Here is a 17,484-nt window from a genome sequence, read left to right as displayed (position 1 = left end):
CTACATGCGGAACACGCCGAACTTGGTGTCCTCGATGGGGGCGTTCAAGGCCGCCGACAGGGCCAGCCCCAGCACGCGCCGCGTGTCGGCCGGCGCGATGATGCCGTCGTCCCACAGCCGCGCGGTGGCGTAATAGGGATGGCCTTCGCGTTCGTACTGTTCGCGGATCGGCGCCTTGAAGGCGGTTTCTTCATCGGCCGACCACTGGCCGCCGCGGGCCTCGATGCCGTCGCGCTTGACCGTGGCCAGGACGCTTGCGGCCTGTTCGCCGCCCATGACCGAGATGCGGGCGTTGGGCCACATGAACAGCATGCGCGGCGAATAGGCGCGGCCGCACATGCCGTAGTTGCCGGCGCCGAACGAGCCGCCGATCAGCACGGTGAACTTGGGCACGTTGGCGGTGGCCACGGCCGTCACCATCTTGGCGCCGTGGCGGGCGATGCCTTCATTTTCGTATTTGCGTCCGACCATGAAGCCGGTGATGTTCTGTAGGAACACCAGCGGGATCTTGCGCTGTGCGCACAGTTCGATGAAGTGCGCGCCCTTCTGCGCGGACTCCGAGAACAGGATGCCGTTGTTGGCCACGATACCCACGGGCATGCCATGGATGTGCGCGAAGCCAGTGACCAGCGTGGGACCGAAGCGCGCCTTGAACTCGTCGAACTCGGAGCCGTCCACGATGCGCGCGATGACTTCGCGCACGTCGTAGGGCTTGCGGGTGTCGGCCGGGATGATGCCGTTGAGTTCGTTCGGATCGTAGCGCGGCTCGCGCACCGGGATGGTGGCCAGCGGCTGCGGCTTCTTGCGGTTCAGGCGCGCGACGGCGTTGCGCGCCAGTTGCAGCGCGTGCATGTCGTTGGCGGCCAGGTGGTCGACCACGCCGGACAGGCGCGTGTGCACGTCGCCGCCGCCCAGGTCCTCGGCGCTGACTTCCTCGCCGGTAGCGGCCTTCACCAGCGGCGGACCGCCCAGGAAGATGGTGCCCTGGTTCTTGACGATGATGGACTCGTCGCTCATGGCGGGCACGTAGGCGCCGCCGGCGGTGCAGGAGCCCATCACCACGGCGATCTGCGAAATGCCCTGCGAGGACATCTGCGCCTGGTTGTAGAAGATGCGGCCAAAGTGTTCGCGGTCGGGGAAGACCTCGTCTTGCTGCGGCAGGTTGGCGCCGCCCGAATCCACCAGGTAGACGCAGGGCAGATGGTTCTGCGCGGCGATTTCCTGCGCGCGCAGGTGCTTCTTGACCGTCATCGGGTAGTAGGTGCCGCCCTTGACCGTGGCGTCGTTGCAGACGATCACGCATTCGGTGCCGGCCACGCGGCCGATGCCGGTGATGACGCCGGCGCCGGGGGCTTCGCCGCCGTACATGCCGTGCGCCGCCATCGGCGACAGTTCCAGGAATGGCGTGCCCGGATCGATCAGGTGTTCAACGCGGTCGCGCGGCAGCAGCTTGCCGCGCGCCACGTGCTTGGCACGCGCGGCTTCGCTGCCGCCCAGCGCGGTATGGGCCAGTTGCTGGTCCAGATCGTCCAGCTGCGCCTGCATGGCCTGCGCATTGTCGGTGTAGTCCTGCGACCGCGGATTGATGCGGGATTCGATGATGGGCATGGGGTTCCACCCGTCCTGCTTGTTGGAAATTTGAAGGCGCTCGTGGAGCGGTTTGTCTCGCTGCCCGGTGGGCCGGGCATTCTTGTCGGTCAGGGGTACCGAAGAGGGATTTCGTTGCGCCTTTCCTGCATGGCGCGCGACCGACCCGTCGCGCTATGACGCCATGCAAGAAAGGCGCAGCGGAATCCATCGAAAGCCGGGAGGCCGAAGCCCCCCGGCGTTGCGTCAGATCATTTCAATCGCCATGGCAACGGCTTCGCCGCCGCCGATGCACAGCGTGGCCACGCCGCGCTTGCCGCCGGTCTTGCGCAGCGCGCCGACCAGGGTGGCCATCAGGCGGGCGCCGGACGCGCCGATCGGGTGGCCCAGGGCGGTGGCGCCGCCGTGGACGTTGACCTTGTCATGCGGCAGCTTGAAGTCGGCCATGGCAGCCATGGTGACCACCGCGAAGGCTTCGTTGATTTCGTAGAGGTCCACGTCCTCGGCCTTCCAGCCGGTCTTGGCGAACAGGTTCTTCAGCGCGCCCACGGGGGCGGTGGTGAACCAGTTCGGCTCTTGCGAATGCTGGCTGTGGGCGACGATGCGGGCCAGCGGCTTCACGCCGAGCTTCTCGGCGGTGGAGGCGCGCATCAGCACCATGGCGGCGGCGCCGTCGGAGATCGACGAGGAGTTGGCGGCGGTGACGGTGCCGTCCTTCTTGAAGGCGGGCTTGAGGGTGGGGATCTTTTCCGGCATGGCCTTGGTGGGGGCTTCGTCGGTGTCGATCACGGTGTCGCCCTTGCGGCCGGCCACGGTCACGGGGGCGATTTCCCACTTGAAGCTGCCGTCTTCCGACGCGGCGCGGGCGCGGCGCAGCGATTCCAGCGAGAACGCGTCCTGCTGTTCGCGCGTGAAGGAATACTTGGCGGCGCAATCTTCGGCGAACACGCCCATGGCCTTGCCCTTGTCGTAGGCGTCTTCCAGGCCGTCCAGCGCCATGTGGTCATACACGGTGTTGTGGCCGTAGCGGTAGCCCTGGCGGCCCTTGAGCAGCAGGTAGGGCGCGTTGCTCATGCTTTCCTGGCCGCCAGCGACGACGATGTTGGCGCTGCCCGCGGCCAGCAGGTCATGGCCGAACATGGCGGCCTTCAGGCCCGAACCGCAGACCTTGTGGATGGTGGTGCAAGCCACGCCCAGCGGCAGGCCGGCGCCCAGTGCTGCCTGGCGCGCCGGGGCCTGGCCCTGGCCGGCCTGCAGCACGTTGCCCATGATGACTTCTTCGACTTGCTCGGGCTTGATGCCGGCGCGTTCGACGGCGGCCTTGATGGCGATCGAGCCCAGCTCGTGCGCGGCCAGGCCGGACAAGGCGCCCAGCATGCCGCCCATGGGCGTGCGGGCGACGGAAACGATGACGATGGGATCTGACATGGCTAGCTCCTGTGAGGGTCGGGACAGCTCTGGGGTTACGAGGCCGCGGGTTCGCCCGTAGGGCGTTCCGGACGCAGGCGTCTGTCCGTATCGTAAGGGAAAAATTCTTCAATCCGGCCCTGCGCCACATGGGCGCGGCAGGCCTGCCACCACTCCGGTTCCAACAGGTCGGAATGGTGACGCATGAAGGCGCCGCGCACGCGCGGGTCGCCTAGCAGAAAGCGTCCGAATTCTTCGGGGAAGACATCATTCGGACCGATGGCATACCAGGGTTCCGACGCCAGCTCCGCCTCTTCGTTGGGGGCGGGCGGAATGCGCCGGAAATTCATTTCGGTCATGCGCTGGATTTCGTCGTAATCGTAGAAAACGACCCGGCCCAGGCGCGTGACGCCGAAGTTTTTGTAGAGCATGTCCCCGGGGAAGATATTGGCCGCCGCTAGTTGGCGGATGGCGTCCCCGTATTCGCGCACGGCCGGGTCCAGCAGCGCGTCCGACGCTTGGCGCAGATAGATGTTCAGCGGGGTCATGCGCCGTTCGATGTAGACATGGCGGATGACCACCGTGTCGCCGGTTTCCTCTATCAGGCTGGGCACCAGGCGGCGCAACTCTTCCAGCAGCGCCGGCGCGAAACGGGCGCGCGGCAGCGCCACCTGTGAATATTCCCAGGTGTCGGCCATGCGGCCGACGCGGTCGTGCAGCTTCACCATCTGGTATTTGCGGCGCACGGTGGCATGGTCCATGCCGTCCTTGTCGATGCGGTCCTTGATGAGCTTGAACACGTAGGGATAGGACGGCAGCGTAAACACGCACATCACCATGCCCTTGATGCCGGGGGCGATGTCGAAAGCGTCGCGCGAATGGGCCAGATGGTGCAGGAAGTCGCGGTAGAACAGCGTCTTGCCCTGCTTCTGCAGGCCGATCATGGTGTAGAGCTCGGCCTTGGGCTTGCGCGGCAGCAGGCTGGACAGGAAGTTCACCACCGCGGCCGGCGTTTCCATGTCCACCAGGAAATAGGCGCGCGTGAAGCTGAACAGCGTGCTCAGGTCGTCGGCGCCCAGCAGCAGCGCGTCCAGCACGACCTGACCCGCCGGGTTGCGCATCAGCGCCACTGCGAAGGGGTACACCGTGCCCTGGTTGATCAGGCGGCCGACGATGTAGGCGCCCTTGTTGCGGAAGAACAGCGAGCCCAGCGCGTGGATCTGGCAATCGCTGGCGATGCGCCGGCCGACGTGGCGCGGCAGGATCGCGCGCAGCTGCTTGACCGCGGCGCGCGCCAGCAGCCGGGTGTCGCGCGGCAGGTCTTCGAAGGGCAGCGCCAGGCCGAAATCCGCCACCATGCGGATCAGGCTTTTTTCCAGCCCGTCGGTGGCGGGGTAATACACGCGGTACGACGGGATGCTGCTGTCCAGGTAGTCGGTGGCGATGGCCGGGCGGACGAACAGGAAGGCGTTGTGGAAGTAGTCGCGATGCAGGATGCGGCAGGACACCGAGTTGAAGAACGTCTCGGCGCATTCGGGCTGGCGGTGGTCGCCCAGCAGGCCCACGAATTCCTGCTTGATCTGTTGCCAGAATGCCGTCTGCGCATCGCTCAGGGCGGGCGCCGCGCTGCCGTTGGCGCCGACCGCGCCTTCGGGGCGGCCGCGCAGCACGCCTTCCAGTTGGGTGGCGCATTCGCGCACCCGCATGTCGTAGTACTCGATGCGCTCGCGCGACAGGCGCTGGATGCCGTGCCAGTCGCCGGATTCGAACAGCGCCTTGGCGCGCTGGGCGCTGTAGCGAAACAGCGCGTAGTGGCGGTCGAAGCCCGCCAGGATCAGCCGCGCGACGTCCAGCGGCGAGGGGCCCGGAGCGGGCGCCTGCTCGATGTGCTGGACGTCGGACATGCGGATCATGGCGGCGTGGCTCAGGCGGTTTCGTTGAACAGTTCGCGGCCGATCAGCATGCGGCGGATTTCGCTGGTGCCGGCGCCGATTTCGTACAGCTTGGCGTCGCGCCACAGGCGGCCCACCGGGTACTCGTTGATGTAGCCGTTGCCGCCCAGGATCTGCACGCCCTCGCCCGCCATCCAGGTGGCCTTTTCGGCGGTGTAGAGGATCAGCGCGGCGCAGTCCTTGCGCACCTGGCGCACGTGCTCGGCGCCCAGGCGGTCCAGGTTCTTGCCGACCTGGTAGCAGAAGGCGCGGCTGGCTTGCAGCGTGGTGTACAAGTCAGCGACCTTGCCCTGGATCAGCTGGAATTCGCCGATGGCCTGGCCGAACTGCTTGCGGTCATGGATATAGGGGACGACCACGTCCATCACGGCCTGCATGATGCCTACCGGGCCGCCGGACAGCACGGCGCGTTCGTAGTCCAGGCCGCTCATCAGCACCTTGACGCCGCCGTTGACCTGGCCCAGCACGTTTTCTTCGGGGATTTCGCAGTCCTGGAACACCAGTTCGCCGGTGTGGCTGCCGCGCATGCCCAGCTTGTCCAGCTTCTGCGCCACGGAAAAGCCCTTGAAGCCCTTTTCCACCAGGAAGGCGGTGATGCCACGTTGGTGAGCTTCGGGGTCGGTCTTGGCGTAGACCACCAGGGTGTCGGCGTCGGGGCCGTTGGTGATCCACATCTTGGTGCCGTTCAGTACGTAACGGTCGCCCTTTTTGTCGGCGCGCAGCTTCATGCTGACCACATCGGAACCCGCGCCCGGCTCGCTCATGGCCAGGGCGCCCACGTGTTCGCCCGAAATCAGCTTGGGCAGGTATTTGGCTTTCTGGGCGGGGGTGCCGTTGCGGTTGATCTGGTTCACGCACAGGTTGGAGTGCGCGCCGTAGGACAGACCGATGGAGGCGCTGGCGCGGGAGATTTCCTCCATCACGACCATGTGGGCCAGATAGCCCATTTTTGCACCGCCGTATTCCTCGTCGGCCGTCATGCCCAGCACGCCGAGGTCGCCGAATTTGCGCCAGAGATCCATGGGGAACTGGTCGCTGCGGTCGACTTCTGCGGCGCGCGGCGCGATCTCGGCCAGTGCGAAATTGCGCACCGCGTCGCGCAGCATGTCCAGATCTTCGCCCAGGTCGAAGTTCAGGCCGGGAAGGTTCATCGCTGTCTCCGTGATAGTAGGTACTTACTATTTTGTGGGCGCCCGTGTCCGGCGCCAGCTTGCCGCGCGTGGCTCATGATGCGCCGATCGGCCATCGCTGCGCAATGATGCACCGCAAATATTACGTTTACGTAAACGTAAATTGGAGTCGGGTTATCCCTAGGTAATTCCGGCCTGCCCAGGGAGTTGCGCTGAGTAAGATGCCAGCCGATCCTTGAATCCTGAATCATTGCGATGGAGTCTGCCGTGCTCGAACTATCCAACCTGGACGAAATTGTGGCGCTGCGGCGCGACATCCACATGCATCCGGAGCTCTGCTACGAAGAGCACCGCACGGCCAAGGTGGTGGCGGACACGCTGCGCGGCTGGGGCATCGAGGTTCACACCGGCATCGCCAAGACCGGGGTGGTCGGCGTGATCAAGCGCGGCACGTCGGATCGCGCCATCATGTTGCGCGCCGACATGGACGCCCTGCCCATGCAGGAAGAGAACCAGTTCGAGCACCGCTCGCGCTACGACGGCAAGATGCACGGTTGCGGCCATGACGGCCACACCGCCATGCTGCTGGCCGCCGCGCGCCACCTGCAGGCCGAAGGCGGCTTCGACGGCACCGTGTACCTGTGCTTCCAGCCGGCCGAGGAAGGCGGCGCGGGCGGCCGCGCCATGATCCAGGACGGTCTGTTCGAACGTTTTCCCTGCGAAGCCGTGTTCGGCCTGCACAACTGGCCGGGGCTGCCCGCCGGATCCATCGGCGTCTGCTCCGGCCCGATGATGGCGGCCGCCAACGGCTTCAAGATCACCGTGCGCGGCAAGGGTGGCCACGCGGCCGCGCCGCAGGACTGCAGCGATCCGGTGCCTGCGCTGTTCGCCATCGGCCAGTCGCTGCAGACCATTCTCACGCGCAGCAAGCGCCCGCTGGATGCGGCCGTGCTGTCGATCACGCAGGTGCAGGCGGGCGGCAGCGTCATTAACGTCATTCCGAATAGTGCCTGGCTGGGTGGCTCGGTGCGGGCCTACAGCACGGACGTGGTCGATCTGATCGAACGCCGCATGAACGAGATTGCAGGCAATATCGCCGCCGCGCACGGCTGCGAAGCCGACGTATTCTTCGAGCGCCGCTACCCGGCGCTGGTGAACACCGTCGCCGAAACCGAGTTCTGCATGGAAGTCATGCGCGAGGTCGTGGGCGAGGACAAGGCAATGGTGATCGAACCGGCCATGGCCTCGGAGGACTTCGCCTTCCTGCTGCAGGAAAAACCCGGCTGCTACGTGTTCCTGGGCAACGGCGACGGCGAGCACCGCATGGCAGGCCACGGCCTGGGTCCCTGCATGCTGCACAACGCCAGCTACGACTTCAACGATTCCCTGATTCCGGCTGGCGCGTCGTACTGGGTACGCCTGGCGCAACGCTATCTGGCCTGATGTGCTTCACGCTTTTCGTTTTATCTGACGCAGTGCCACGCAACATTACCAGGACGATATGAAAAAGAAGACATTGCTGATCAAGGCCGCGGGGGCGGCCTTGGCGATCATGGCCAGCGGCGCGATGGCGCAGAACTGGCCGGCCAAGCCGGTGACGCTGGTCGTGCCCTACACCGCGGGCGGCAGCGCCGACGCGATCGGACGCCGCCTGGGCGACGTCCTGCGCAAGGAAAGCAACATAACCGTCATCGTTGAGAACAAGCCGGGCGCGGGCGCGTCCGTCGGCACCGACTTTGTGGCGCGCGCGCAGCCGGACGGCACCACCTTGCTGCTGGCCTCCACCAGCCCGCTGACGATCTTCCCGCATCTGGCCAAGACCAACTACGACCCGATGAAGGACCTGACGCCGGTGGCCAGCGTGGCGGTCGCGCCCGTCGCCATCGTCGCCACCAAGGCGCTGCCGGTGAAGGACTTCGCCGGCCTGATCGACTACGCCAAGTCGCATCCCGACGGCGTGCGTTACGGCACGCCGGGCCAGGGCACCGTGGCCCACATCGGCATGTCGGCCGTCACGGCGCAGACCCGCACCAAGATGCTGCACGTGCCTTACCGCGGCAACAGCCAGGCGTTGACCGACGGCCTGGGCGGCGTGGTCGAGTTGCTGGTGGTCAATAGCGACGTGGTGCTGCCGCACGTCGCCAGCGGCGCGCTCAAGCCGCTGGCCGTGATGGCGCCCGAGCGCCTGGCCGCCTGGCCGGACGTGCCCACCATGGCGGAACTGAAGATGCCGCAGGCGCAGTACTACTCGAACTTCGGCGTGTTTGCGCCGGCCAAGCTGCCGGCGACGGTCGCCCAGCCCTTGCAGGCGGCTTTGGCCAAGGCAGTCGCCAGCGCTGAATTCCAGGATCTGCTGGCCAAGTCGTACTTGCAGCCAGGCACCGCCACGGGCGAGGCCTTCGCCAAGCAGGTGCAGGCGGAATTCGCGAACAACGCGCGGGTCATCAAGGAAGGCAACATCAAGGCTGAGTAAGCCTTGCCCCAACAAAAAGCGCGCGACCCTGTGGGTACGCGCGCTTTTTTTTCGGCCTGCCCCAAGACAGCGGGCGCCCAGTGGGGTCTTTCTTGTGGCGGTTTGTCGCAGCCTACGCGCTGCGCGGCCCGAACATGATCACCAGCATGCCCGCCAGGCACAGGCCCACGCCCAGCCAGTCGCTCATGCTGGGACGCACGCCGTCCACGGCCCACAGCCATAGCAGCGCCATGCCGATATAGATGCCGCCATACGCCGCGTACACGCGGCCCGAGGCCGTGGGGTGCAGCGTGAGCAGCCAGGCGAACAGCGCCAGGCTGGCCGCGGCAGGCGCCAGCAGCCAGATCGAATGGCCCTTGCGCAGCCACAGGTAAGGCAGATAGCAGCCGATGATCTCGGCCAGCGCCGTCAGGACGAACAGCGCGAGGGTTTGCAGGGCGGCCATGCGTGCGCCCCTAGGGCTTTTGCGCGAGCAACTCGCGGCATTGCTGTTCCTGCTGCGCGATCTCGCGCAGGGTATCCTCGATGTCGCGGCGCTGCTGTTCCAGCGTGGCGCGGTGTTGTTCCAGCACGCTTAGGTACTGGCGCAGCTGGACCTCGGTGTCGCCCGGCCCGTCGTACATGTCGATCAGGGTCAGGATCTCGGACAATTGCAGGCCCAGGCGCTTGCCGCGCAGGGCCAGTTTCAGGCGCGTGCGGTCGCGTGGCCCGAAGACCCGGTTGCGTCCTTCACGCGCCGGGCTGACGATCCCCTGGTCTTCGTAGAAGCGGATCGTGCGGGGCGTGACGTCGAACTCGCGGGAGAGCTCTGAGATAGTCCAGGTTGACGGGGACATGCGGCTTGTGGCAGTTTACGTAAACGTAAATTATGATGACTTGACCCAATCGTCAAGCGTGGAGGAGAGGCAATGAATCCGAACGAACAGAAACTGCAGTACCCCTGGGCCGATTTCCAGCCCGAAGCCGGCCGTTCGCACGGGGTGGCGGATGGGGTCAAGTGGATCAGGATGCCTCTGCCGTTCGCGCTGGATCATATCAACCTCTGGCTGCTGCGCGACAACATCGACGGGCGCGACGGCTGGACCATCGTCGACTGTGGCATCACGCGCGATGAAGTGAAGACGCTGTGGGAACGCGTGTTCGAGACCGAGCTCGAAGGCCTGCCGGTGCTGCGCGTGATCGTCACCCACATGCACCCCGACCACATCGGCCTGGCGCACTGGCTGTGCGAACGCTGGAACGCCCCGCTGTGGATGACGATGACGGACTTCATGGTGGCGTCGCTGTGGTCCTCGCGCCGCGGCGAGGCCGGCGGCGGTCCGGGCGGCCAATCGGCGGTGGATCACTTCGCGCGCCATGGCCTGACCGACCCGGACGCGCAGGAGCAGATCCGCCAGCGCGCCAACTACTACCCCAACCTGGTGCCGGCCGTGCCCGCGCGCTACACCCGCATCATGAACGGCGATGAGGTGCGCATCGGCGGGCGCGACTGGCGCGTCATCGTGGGTTACGGCCACGCGCCGGAACATGCCTCGCTGTATTCCCCGGACCTGCGCGTGCTGATTTCGGGCGACATGGTGCTGCCGCGCATTTCCACCAACGTCAGCGTGTTCGATTACGAGCCCGACGCGAATCCCCTGCCCCTGTACCTGCGTTCGCTGGATGGCTACGCCGACCTGCCCGAAGACACGCTGGTGCTGCCATCGCACGGCCGGCCTTTCAAGGGCCTGCACGAGCGCATCGCGCAACAGCACGAACACCATCGCGACCGCCTGGCGGAAGTGCTGGAAGCTTGTGCCGTTCAGCCGCAATCGACCACGGACATCGTGCCGGTGCTGTTCAAGCGCAAGCTCGACCTGCACCAGCTGACCTTCGCCATGGGCGAGGCGCTGGCGCACCTGCACGCGCTGTATTTCGAAGGCAAGCTCAAGCGCGCGCTGGGCGCGGACGGCATCGTGCGGTTCTCGGCCGCCTGAATCCGGCCTCAGTCCAGCGTCACACCTGCATCGGTGGTCAGCTTTAGAACGATCGGAAGATAGGTCTGGTACTCGGCCTCGGCTTCGTGGGGCAGGTTTCCGATCGGCTCCAGATCCATCGCGAGCAGCCGCTCGCGGACCTCAGGGCTCTGCACCGTGGCGCTGATCTCGCGACCCAGGCGTTCGACGATGTCGGCGGGCGTTTGGGCAGGGGCAAGCAGCGTCGTCGGCGTCACGGTTCGATACGCCTCATCGTCGTAGCCTGCCTCGGCCATGCTCGGTACGTCTGGCAAGCTGCTGATCCGCTTTCCGCCGAGCACCGCGAGGGCGCGTATCTTGCCGGTGGCGAGGTGCTGCCTGAGGGTGTACGCGGAAGCCAGGGCCACGTCGATCTGGCCGGCAAGCAATGCCGTCACGATCGGCAGTTCACCCTTATAGGGCACGTTCAGGATGTCGATGCCATAAGTCTTGTTCATGTAGCGCTGAATGACGTGCGGCGGGGAGCCCGGTCCCCACGAACCCATTCGAAGCGCGCCAGGTTCTTTTCTTGCGTGCGCTATCAGCTCGTCCATGTTCTTTACGGGCAACGAACCGTGGATCACGATCACGCCCGAACTCTTGGAGATATCGGAGATCGGCCGCAACTCGGTGCGCGGATCGTAGGGGAGCTTCTTGTAGAGCACGAGGTTGGCGGTGATCGGCGTGGCAAGGGTCAATAGCAGGGTGTAACCGTCCGGGGCCGATTTGGCGACGTGATTGGTGGCGATGATGCCGCCTGCGCCAGGCTTGTTCTCCACGAGCACGGGCTGGCCGAGCCGCTTGCCCAGGCCTTCGGCTACCGATCGTGCAATGACGTCGACCTGTCCGCCAGCCTGGTAAGGCACGACCAGGCGCAAGGGCTTGGACGGATAGTCGGTCTGGGCGTGCGCAGGCAAGGACAGGCATGCCAGCGCAACGGCAGCCCATCCGGCCCGCCTGGCAACCGTGGCCAGCGCTTGGGTGGGGGCTTTCCTGCGCAAGTGTCTGCTTAGATTCATGGCCACGCTCCTTGCGCCGCAAGGGGGGCTATCGGTGTCCGTGCCTATGCCTTTCCTGGGGCGATGCGGCAATCTTGAACCGCCGGCCCAGGTCCGCAAACGTCAAATTCCACATATGCTCATGAAGAATGCGCGTGGCTCTCTCAGAGCGGGCGCATTTGCGAGGGCCTGCCCCGCCCGTTCAACGCGAGGCCGTCGCCAGCCGCACGGCCAGCCCGACGAATACCAGCGCGGCGATCCGGTTCAGCCAGCGCTTGGCCGTCACCGAACGCTGCAGCAATTCCCCGAACGCGCCCGAGAAGAAGGCGATGGCGCCGAACACCAGCAGCGTCGACACCATGAACACCGCGCCCAGCTGCATGGTCTGCAGGCCCACCCGGCCCAGCGCCGGCGAGGTGAACTGCGGCAGGAAGGCGAAGAAGAACAGCAACACCTTGGGATTGGTCAGGTTCATCACGATGCCGCGGCGATAGAGCGCGCCGGGCTTCATGGGTTCGGGGCGCTTGCCGTCCTCGGCTTCGACCGGCGCGCGCAGGATCTGCCACGCTAGATACGCCAGGTACGCGGCGCCCGCCAGCTTGAGCACGGTGAAGGCCATGGGCGAGGCCGCGAACACGGCCGCCAGCCCGACGGCCACGGCGGCCGTATGTCCCAGCAGTCCCGTGCACAGCCCCAGCACCACGAACATGCCGGCCTTGCGGCCCCAGATGGCGGATTGCATCAGCACGAACAGGTTGTCGGGCCCCGGGGTCAGGGCCAGCAGGACGGCAATGCCGAAAAATGCAATCAGGGTGTCGATGGGCAGCATGGGGGTCGCCTGGAACGGTTCGGCCGGCTCTGGAAGGCCGGAAGTGGCATCATAAAGGGAAAGACGTGCTCATCATGCATGCCGCATGCGTCCCTGGCGGGCGTGTGCGACCCGATCAGGAGAGACGACCGCCATGCCCTTCACCGCCATGCCGCATTCCCCGCAACCCTTGCAGGACGCAGACGCGCGCCCCGATGCCGCACTCGAAGCGTGGCTGCATGCGCGCCACAGCTGCCGCGCCTTTCTGCCCCAGCCCGTCGCGCGCGGCACCATCGAACGCATCCTGGATCTGGCGCAGCGCGCCGCGTCCTGGTGCAACTGCCAGCCCTGGCAGGTGACGATCACCGAAGGCGCGGGTACGGAACGCCTGCGCGACGCGCTGCAACGCCGCGCGGAACAGTCTGGCTTCACGCCGGATTTTCCGTTTCCGCGCGAATACCAGGGCGAGTACCTGGCCCGCCGGCGCGAATCAGGCTTCCAGCTGTATGGCGCGGTCGGCGTGGCGCGTGGCGACCGCGAGGCATACCGCCGCCAGGAAATGCGCAATTTCCAGCTGTTCGATGCGCCGCACGTGGCCATCGTCACCACCGACGAGGCGCTGGGCGAATACGGCGCGATGGATTGCGGCGGCTATGTGGCCAATTTCCTGCTGGCGGCCCAGGCCAATGGCGTGGCGACCGTCGCCCAGGCATCCTTGGCCATGTATCCGGAAGTGCTGCGCGATGAACTCGGCATCGCCGCGGATCGTCGCGTGGTCTGCGGCATTTCCTTCGGTTATGCCGACACGGAGCACCCCGCCAACAGCTATCGCACCAGCCGCGCGCCGCAATCCGAAACCGTTACCTGGATCGGCGAATAGGGACAGGCTGCGCCTGGCCTGATATGGTTCTTCCTGATCGCTTTTATTCCGTCCCTGTCCATACGCAAGCAGTCCACTGAAGATGCCCACCAAACACATCGATACGCTTCTGCAGCACGCAGGCACCGCCCCGTTCAACCCGGAAACCGGCACCGCGCCGGTACCCCTGCCGCCGATGCGGGCCAGCACGGTGCGCTTCGAGAACCTCGCAGCGCTCGAAAAGGCCCAGCGCAGCAAGGCGGCAGGCGGCCGCGCCTCCACCTACGGGCGCATGGGCATGGACACGCATGCGGCGCTGGAAGAAGTCTTCACCCAGCTCGAAGGCGGCACGCATTGCTACCTGGCGTCCTCGGGCCTATCGGCGATGACCATGGTCATGATGGCCCTGTGCTCGGCCGGCGACCACGCCCTGATCTCGGACTGCGTCTATGGTCCGATGCGCGAACTCGACGACGCGGTGCTCAAGCGCATGAACATCGAGATCACCTACTTCGCGGCCGGCGAGGACCTCGAAGCGCTGGTGCGTCCCAACACCAAGCTGCTGTACGTCGAATCTCCGGGATCGCTGCTGTTCGAGATGCTGGACATGGGCGCCATGGCCGCTTTCGCGCAGAGCCACGGGCTGGTGCTGGCCACCGACAATACCTGGGGTTCGGGCTACATCTACCGTCCCCTGACGTTGGGCGCGCAGGTATCCGTCATCGCCGGCACCAAGTACGTGGGCGGGCACTCCGACCTGATGCTGGGCGCCGTCGTCACCAATGACGAACAGATTGCCCGCAAGCTCAACCGCACGCAGTACGCCATGGGCTATTCGATCAGCGCGGACGACGCCTGGCTGGCTTTGCGCGGCGTACGCACCATGCCCATCCGCATGGCCCAGCACGCGCGCCATGCCTTGCAGGTATGCGAATTCTTCAAGAGCCGTCCCGAGACCGTGCGCCTGTTTCACCCGGCCTGGCCGCAGGATCCGGGCCACGCCCTGTGGCAGCGCGATTGCACCGGCTCCAATGGCATGCTTTCCGTCGAGCTGCGCCTGTCGCCGGCGGCCGCGCGCGTGTTCGTGGATTCACTGACGCTCTTTGGCATCGGCTTTTCCTGGGGCGGCTATGAAAGCCTGGTGCAGCTGGTGTCGAGCAAGGACCTGGCCAAGCACCGCTATTGGGGCGAAGGCGACAACGCCCTGGTGCGCCTGCACATCGGCCTGGAGTCGCCGGACGACATCATTGCCGACCTGACCCAGGCGCTGGAAAAGGCCGCCGCCGTCCAGGGCTGAGCGGCGCAAGGCGCGGCGGCCTCAGGCGGCCGCGCCGCGTATCCACGCGCCGATGCGCGCGGCGATGTCGTCGCTGTTGTCGTCCATCATGGGCATGTGCGAATTGCCGGCAATGCCCATGTCGGCCAGGCGCCAGGTTTGCACGCGGGCGCCTTGGCGCGTCAGCTCATCGGCATAGGCCTGGCCGGTGGCGCACAGCTTTTCCCATAGCGGCGTCGCGTCCAGGTAATCCCCATAGACGAACAGAAAGGGCTTGTCCGCCACGGCTTGGGCCGTCACCTCGGACGAGTAGCCCGAGGGCTCGATGCCGATGACCCCGCGCACCAGGTCCGGCCGCGCGTGCAGCGCGCGGTAGGCGACTTCGCCGCCGTGGCTGTGCGCCATCACCAGGCACGGTCCGACGCGGTCGAGCACCGCGCAGAACCCCTGCAATGCCGCATCGTTATTGCCCAGCCAGCGCGGCACTGCATGGCGGATGAAGTCGTCGAACGCGGCGACCGGAAAGCGCTGCCCGTCGAACGCACGCCGTGCCGGATAGTCCTCGGCGCGGCCGAAGCGGAACAGCGTCCAGCTTTCCTCGGCATTGCGGATGATGGGCGGCTCGGGCCAGACCTGCGTGAACGGCGCCCAGCCCGCGCGGCCGCGCTCGACGTTGTCCACGACGTACACCGCATGTCCCTGCCGCAGGAAATGCTGCATCCAGCCCGGCCTGCCATCCGGCGTCTGCTCCCACATCGCGCCCGTCATGCCGCCGCCATGCAGCAGCACGATGGGCAGCGGATGCGCCAGCCGCGCCGGGATGAAGTACTGCACGTAGGCCTGCTCGAAGTGATACAGCCCGTTGGGGTCATACGCCAGCGAAGCGCTTTGCGTGAACGCGATATCGCGCCGAGGCAGGCCGTCGATGCGCACCTGCCGCCCGCCCGCGTAGAAGCTGCCGAAGTCGGCCAGGGCCACTGCCTGGGGAACCGCCTGCGTCATGGCTTGACCAGCGGGCATTGGCTTTCCGACAAGGGCCAGGCCAGCGCCGCGCCGGGGATGTTGCGCACGATGTTGTAGTAGTCCCAGGGCGCCTTCGACTGCGCCGGCGTCTTGACCTGCGCCAGCATCATGTCGCGCACCACCAGGCCGTCTTCGCGGATGTGCGCGTTGAGGCTGAACGGGTCGTCGATGGGCAGCGATTTCATCTTGGCCATGACGGCGTCGGCGTCCACCGTGCCTGCCGCCTTCACGGCCTGCAGGTAATGGCGTACCGAGCCGTAGACGCCGGCTTGCAGGAAGGTGGGGGGACGCCCCACGCGGGCCTCGAACTTCTTGGCGAAAGCGCGCGTGCCGTCGTTCATGTCCCAGTAGGACGGCACGGTCAGATAGGTTTTCTGCGCGGCTTGCAGGCCCAGGCTGTGCACGTCGGTGATCAGCAGCAGCATGGCCGCCAGCTGCTGCGCGCCGCCGATGCCGAATTCCGCGGCCTGCTTGATGGCCGAAATGGTGTCGCCGCCGGCGTTGGCGATGGCGATGATCTGCGCCTTGGATGCCTGCGCCTGCAGCAGGAAGGACGCGAAATCCGAGGCGTTCAGCGGGTGGTAGACGGTGCCGACGACCTCGCCGCCGTTGGCCTTGACCACGGCCTCGGTGTCCGCCGCCAGCTGCTTGCCGAAAGCATAGTCGGACGCCAGGATGAACCAGCGTTTGTTGCCCTCGTTGACCACCGCGGTCGCCGTGCCGCGCGACAGCGCATACGTGGTGTAGGTCCATTGCACGCCGTAGGGCGAGCACTGCGCCTGGGTCAGCGCGGTGGTGCCAGGACTGGAGAACAGCACCAGCTTTTTCTTGTCGCGCGCGATGCCCTGCACCGCCAGCGCGACCGACGAGTTGGGCACGTCCACGATCACGTCCACGCCGTCGGTGTCGTACCACTTGCGCGCCATGCCGCTGCCGATGTCGGGCCGGTGCTGGTGGTCGCCCGAGACCAGCGAAATCGGCTTGCCCAGCAGGGTGCCGCCCATTTCCTCGATGGCCAGGCGGGCGGCTTCGATCGAGCCGCGGCCGGTGGCGTCGGCGGTGACGCCCGCCATGTCCGTGAGTACGCCGATCTTCACGCCGTCGGTTTCGTTGGCTTGCGCCAGGCCGGCGGCCAGCGCCAGGCACAGGCCCAGCATCGCGCGTTTGCGCGGGAATCGCTGCTTCATTTGTCTTCCACCCATTGTGTGCCGCTGTTGCGGCGATTTGTTGTGCGGAAAGTGTAGCGCGGGCCCAGGCGGGAACTGCAAAGAAAAACGCCCCGGCCGGCAGGCTCGGGGCGTTGTGGATTCCGGCTGGAACGTATCAGTTGCGCGCCAGCGGGATCAGGCGGGTCACTTCCTTCAGCGCGCCTTCGTAGCTGTTGCCCGCCATGACCGGCGAGGTCATGAACTTGCCGCCGACGGCGAACGACGGGGTGCCGTCGATGCGGTAGGCGTCGGCCAACTGGGTGGCGCGCTGCACCTGCGTCTGCACGCTGAACGAATCGAAGACCGAGTCGAACTTCTCGCGGTCCACGCCCTGCGTGGCGATCCATTCGCCCATCGCCTTCTTGTCGAACAGGCGCTTGTGCTCGCCGTGGATGGCGGCAAAGACCTTGGGGTGCAGGTCCGGGCGGTCCAGCGCCAGCAGCGTGTAGTAGAGCTGCTGCAGCGGCTTCATGCCGGCGTTGAACGCGATCGGAACCTGCTTGAGCACCACGTCCGGCGGCGCGGTCTTGGCCCAGTCCTCAACCATGGGTTCCATGGCGGCGCAGTGCGGGCAGGTATAGGCGAAGAATTCCAGGACCTCGATCTTGCCCGGGGTGTCCGACGGCAGCGGCGGGTTGATGGCGATGGACTGCTGCGTGCCTTGCGCGTGGCTAGCCGGGCTGAAGAATGCCGTGGCGGTCAGCGCGGCCGCGGCCAGGATGCGGATTATCTTGGGGGACAGCATGGATGAGAGGTTCCTGAGTAAAAA

16 protein-coding genes are annotated in these 17,484 nt (G+C 66.2%); 5 read left to right on the top strand and 11 right to left on the bottom strand.

Annotated elements, in window-relative coordinates:
• The 4 genes from ACM1PE_RS28475 to ACM1PE_RS28460 all read right to left on the bottom strand — a co-directional run bounded on the left by ACM1PE_RS28475 (position 1) and on the right by ACM1PE_RS28460 (position 6,097).
• Positions 1 to 1,608: a carboxyl transferase domain-containing protein gene (locus ACM1PE_RS28475; RefSeq protein ID WP_059376622.1), complete on the bottom strand. Its 1,608-nt coding sequence runs from the start codon at positions 1,606 to 1,608 to the stop codon at positions 1 to 3.
• Between the two features lie 225 nt (positions 1,609 to 1,833).
• Complete coding sequence (locus ACM1PE_RS28470; protein WP_059376625.1) at positions 1,834 to 3,015, bottom strand: acetyl-CoA C-acetyltransferase; 1,182 nt, start codon at positions 3,013 to 3,015, stop codon at positions 1,834 to 1,836.
• Between the two features lie 35 nt (positions 3,016 to 3,050).
• Complete coding sequence (gene aceK, locus ACM1PE_RS28465; protein ID WP_059376627.1) at positions 3,051 to 4,907, bottom strand: bifunctional isocitrate dehydrogenase kinase/phosphatase; 1,857 nt, start codon at positions 4,905 to 4,907, stop codon at positions 3,051 to 3,053.
• 11 nt (positions 4,908 to 4,918) lie between these two features.
• On the bottom strand, positions 4,919 to 6,097 hold the full coding sequence (locus ACM1PE_RS28460; RefSeq protein WP_059376629.1) for an isovaleryl-CoA dehydrogenase: 1,179 nt from the start codon (positions 6,095 to 6,097) through the stop codon (positions 4,919 to 4,921).
• A gap of 246 nt (positions 6,098 to 6,343) precedes the next feature.
• Here ACM1PE_RS28460 and ACM1PE_RS28455 point away from each other — a divergent pair, with 246 nt between their 5' ends.
• Both ACM1PE_RS28455 and ACM1PE_RS28450 read left to right on the top strand, forming a co-directional pair.
• A complete protein-coding gene (locus ACM1PE_RS28455) occupies positions 6,344 to 7,519 on the top strand; it encodes a M20 aminoacylase family protein (RefSeq protein ID WP_419341732.1) in 1,176 nt (391 codons plus the stop codon).
• A 58-nt stretch (positions 7,520 to 7,577) separates the two neighbouring features.
• Positions 7,578 to 8,549: a Bug family tripartite tricarboxylate transporter substrate binding protein gene (locus ACM1PE_RS28450; RefSeq protein ID WP_419341730.1), complete on the top strand. Its 972-nt coding sequence runs from the start codon at positions 7,578 to 7,580 to the stop codon at positions 8,547 to 8,549.
• 112 nt (positions 8,550 to 8,661) lie between these two features.
• Here the strand turns inward: ACM1PE_RS28450 and ACM1PE_RS28445 are convergent, their stop codons facing one another.
• A complete protein-coding gene (locus ACM1PE_RS28445; protein WP_118934054.1) occupies positions 8,662 to 8,994 on the bottom strand; it encodes a YnfA family protein in 333 nt (110 codons plus the stop codon).
• 10 nt (positions 8,995 to 9,004) lie between these two features.
• Complete coding sequence (locus ACM1PE_RS28440; RefSeq protein ID WP_059376638.1) at positions 9,005 to 9,385, bottom strand: MerR family transcriptional regulator; 381 nt, start codon at positions 9,383 to 9,385, stop codon at positions 9,005 to 9,007.
• 72 nt (positions 9,386 to 9,457) lie between these two features.
• On the opposite strand from ACM1PE_RS28440, the gene ACM1PE_RS28435 reads away from it, so the two are divergent.
• Positions 9,458 to 10,525, top strand: a complete 1,068-nt coding sequence (locus ACM1PE_RS28435) for an MBL fold metallo-hydrolase (protein WP_059376642.1) — start codon at positions 9,458 to 9,460, stop codon at positions 10,523 to 10,525.
• Between the two features lie 8 nt (positions 10,526 to 10,533).
• On the opposite strand, the gene ACM1PE_RS28430 is transcribed toward ACM1PE_RS28435, so the two are convergent.
• Both ACM1PE_RS28430 and ACM1PE_RS28425 read right to left on the bottom strand, forming a co-directional pair.
• Positions 10,534 to 11,562 carry a Bug family tripartite tricarboxylate transporter substrate binding protein gene (locus ACM1PE_RS28430; RefSeq protein ID WP_419341727.1) on the bottom strand — a complete coding sequence of 343 codons (1,029 nt, stop codon included), beginning with the start codon at positions 11,560 to 11,562 and terminating at the stop codon, positions 10,534 to 10,536.
• Positions 11,563 to 11,743: 181 nt separating this feature from the next.
• A complete protein-coding gene (locus tag ACM1PE_RS28425; protein ID WP_059376646.1) occupies positions 11,744 to 12,370 on the bottom strand; it encodes a LysE family translocator in 627 nt (208 codons plus the stop codon).
• Between the two features lie 133 nt (positions 12,371 to 12,503).
• Between ACM1PE_RS28425 and ACM1PE_RS28420 the strand changes: the two genes are divergently transcribed.
• Positions 12,504 to 13,229, top strand: coding sequence for a nitroreductase (locus tag ACM1PE_RS28420; RefSeq protein WP_419341726.1), 726 nt, complete (start codon positions 12,504 to 12,506; stop codon positions 13,227 to 13,229).
• Positions 13,230 to 13,311: 82 nt separating this feature from the next.
• Positions 13,312 to 14,505 (top strand): cystathionine beta-lyase, encoded by a 1,194-nt coding sequence (metC, locus tag ACM1PE_RS28415; protein WP_059376655.1) that lies wholly within the window; start codon positions 13,312 to 13,314, stop codon positions 14,503 to 14,505.
• 21 nt (positions 14,506 to 14,526) lie between these two features.
• Here metC and ACM1PE_RS28410 read toward each other — a convergent pair whose 3' ends face one another.
• The 3 genes from ACM1PE_RS28410 to ACM1PE_RS28400 all read right to left on the bottom strand — a co-directional run bounded on the left by ACM1PE_RS28410 (position 14,527) and on the right by ACM1PE_RS28400 (position 17,460).
• Positions 14,527 to 15,504, bottom strand: coding sequence for an alpha/beta fold hydrolase (locus ACM1PE_RS28410; protein WP_187524007.1), 978 nt, complete (start codon positions 15,502 to 15,504; stop codon positions 14,527 to 14,529).
• On the bottom strand, positions 15,483 to 16,694 hold the full coding sequence (locus tag ACM1PE_RS28405) for an ABC transporter substrate-binding protein (RefSeq protein ID WP_059376662.1): 1,212 nt from the start codon (positions 16,692 to 16,694) through the stop codon (positions 15,483 to 15,485). Before ACM1PE_RS28405 ends, ACM1PE_RS28410 begins: the two co-directional genes overlap by 22 nt.
• A 136-nt stretch (positions 16,695 to 16,830) precedes the next feature.
• Complete coding sequence (locus tag ACM1PE_RS28400; RefSeq protein WP_054455603.1) at positions 16,831 to 17,460, bottom strand: thiol:disulfide interchange protein DsbA/DsbL; 630 nt, start codon at positions 17,458 to 17,460, stop codon at positions 16,831 to 16,833.
• Positions 17,461 to 17,484: the final 24 nt, after the last annotated feature.

The sequence above is a fragment of the Achromobacter sp. PD1 genome (genome assembly GCF_048541815.1).
Taxonomy (GTDB): domain Bacteria; phylum Pseudomonadota; class Gammaproteobacteria; order Burkholderiales; family Burkholderiaceae_B; genus Achromobacter; species Achromobacter bronchisepticus_A.
Note: the sequence above shows the minus strand (reverse complement) of the source record. Positions and strands in the feature narration are given on the sequence as shown.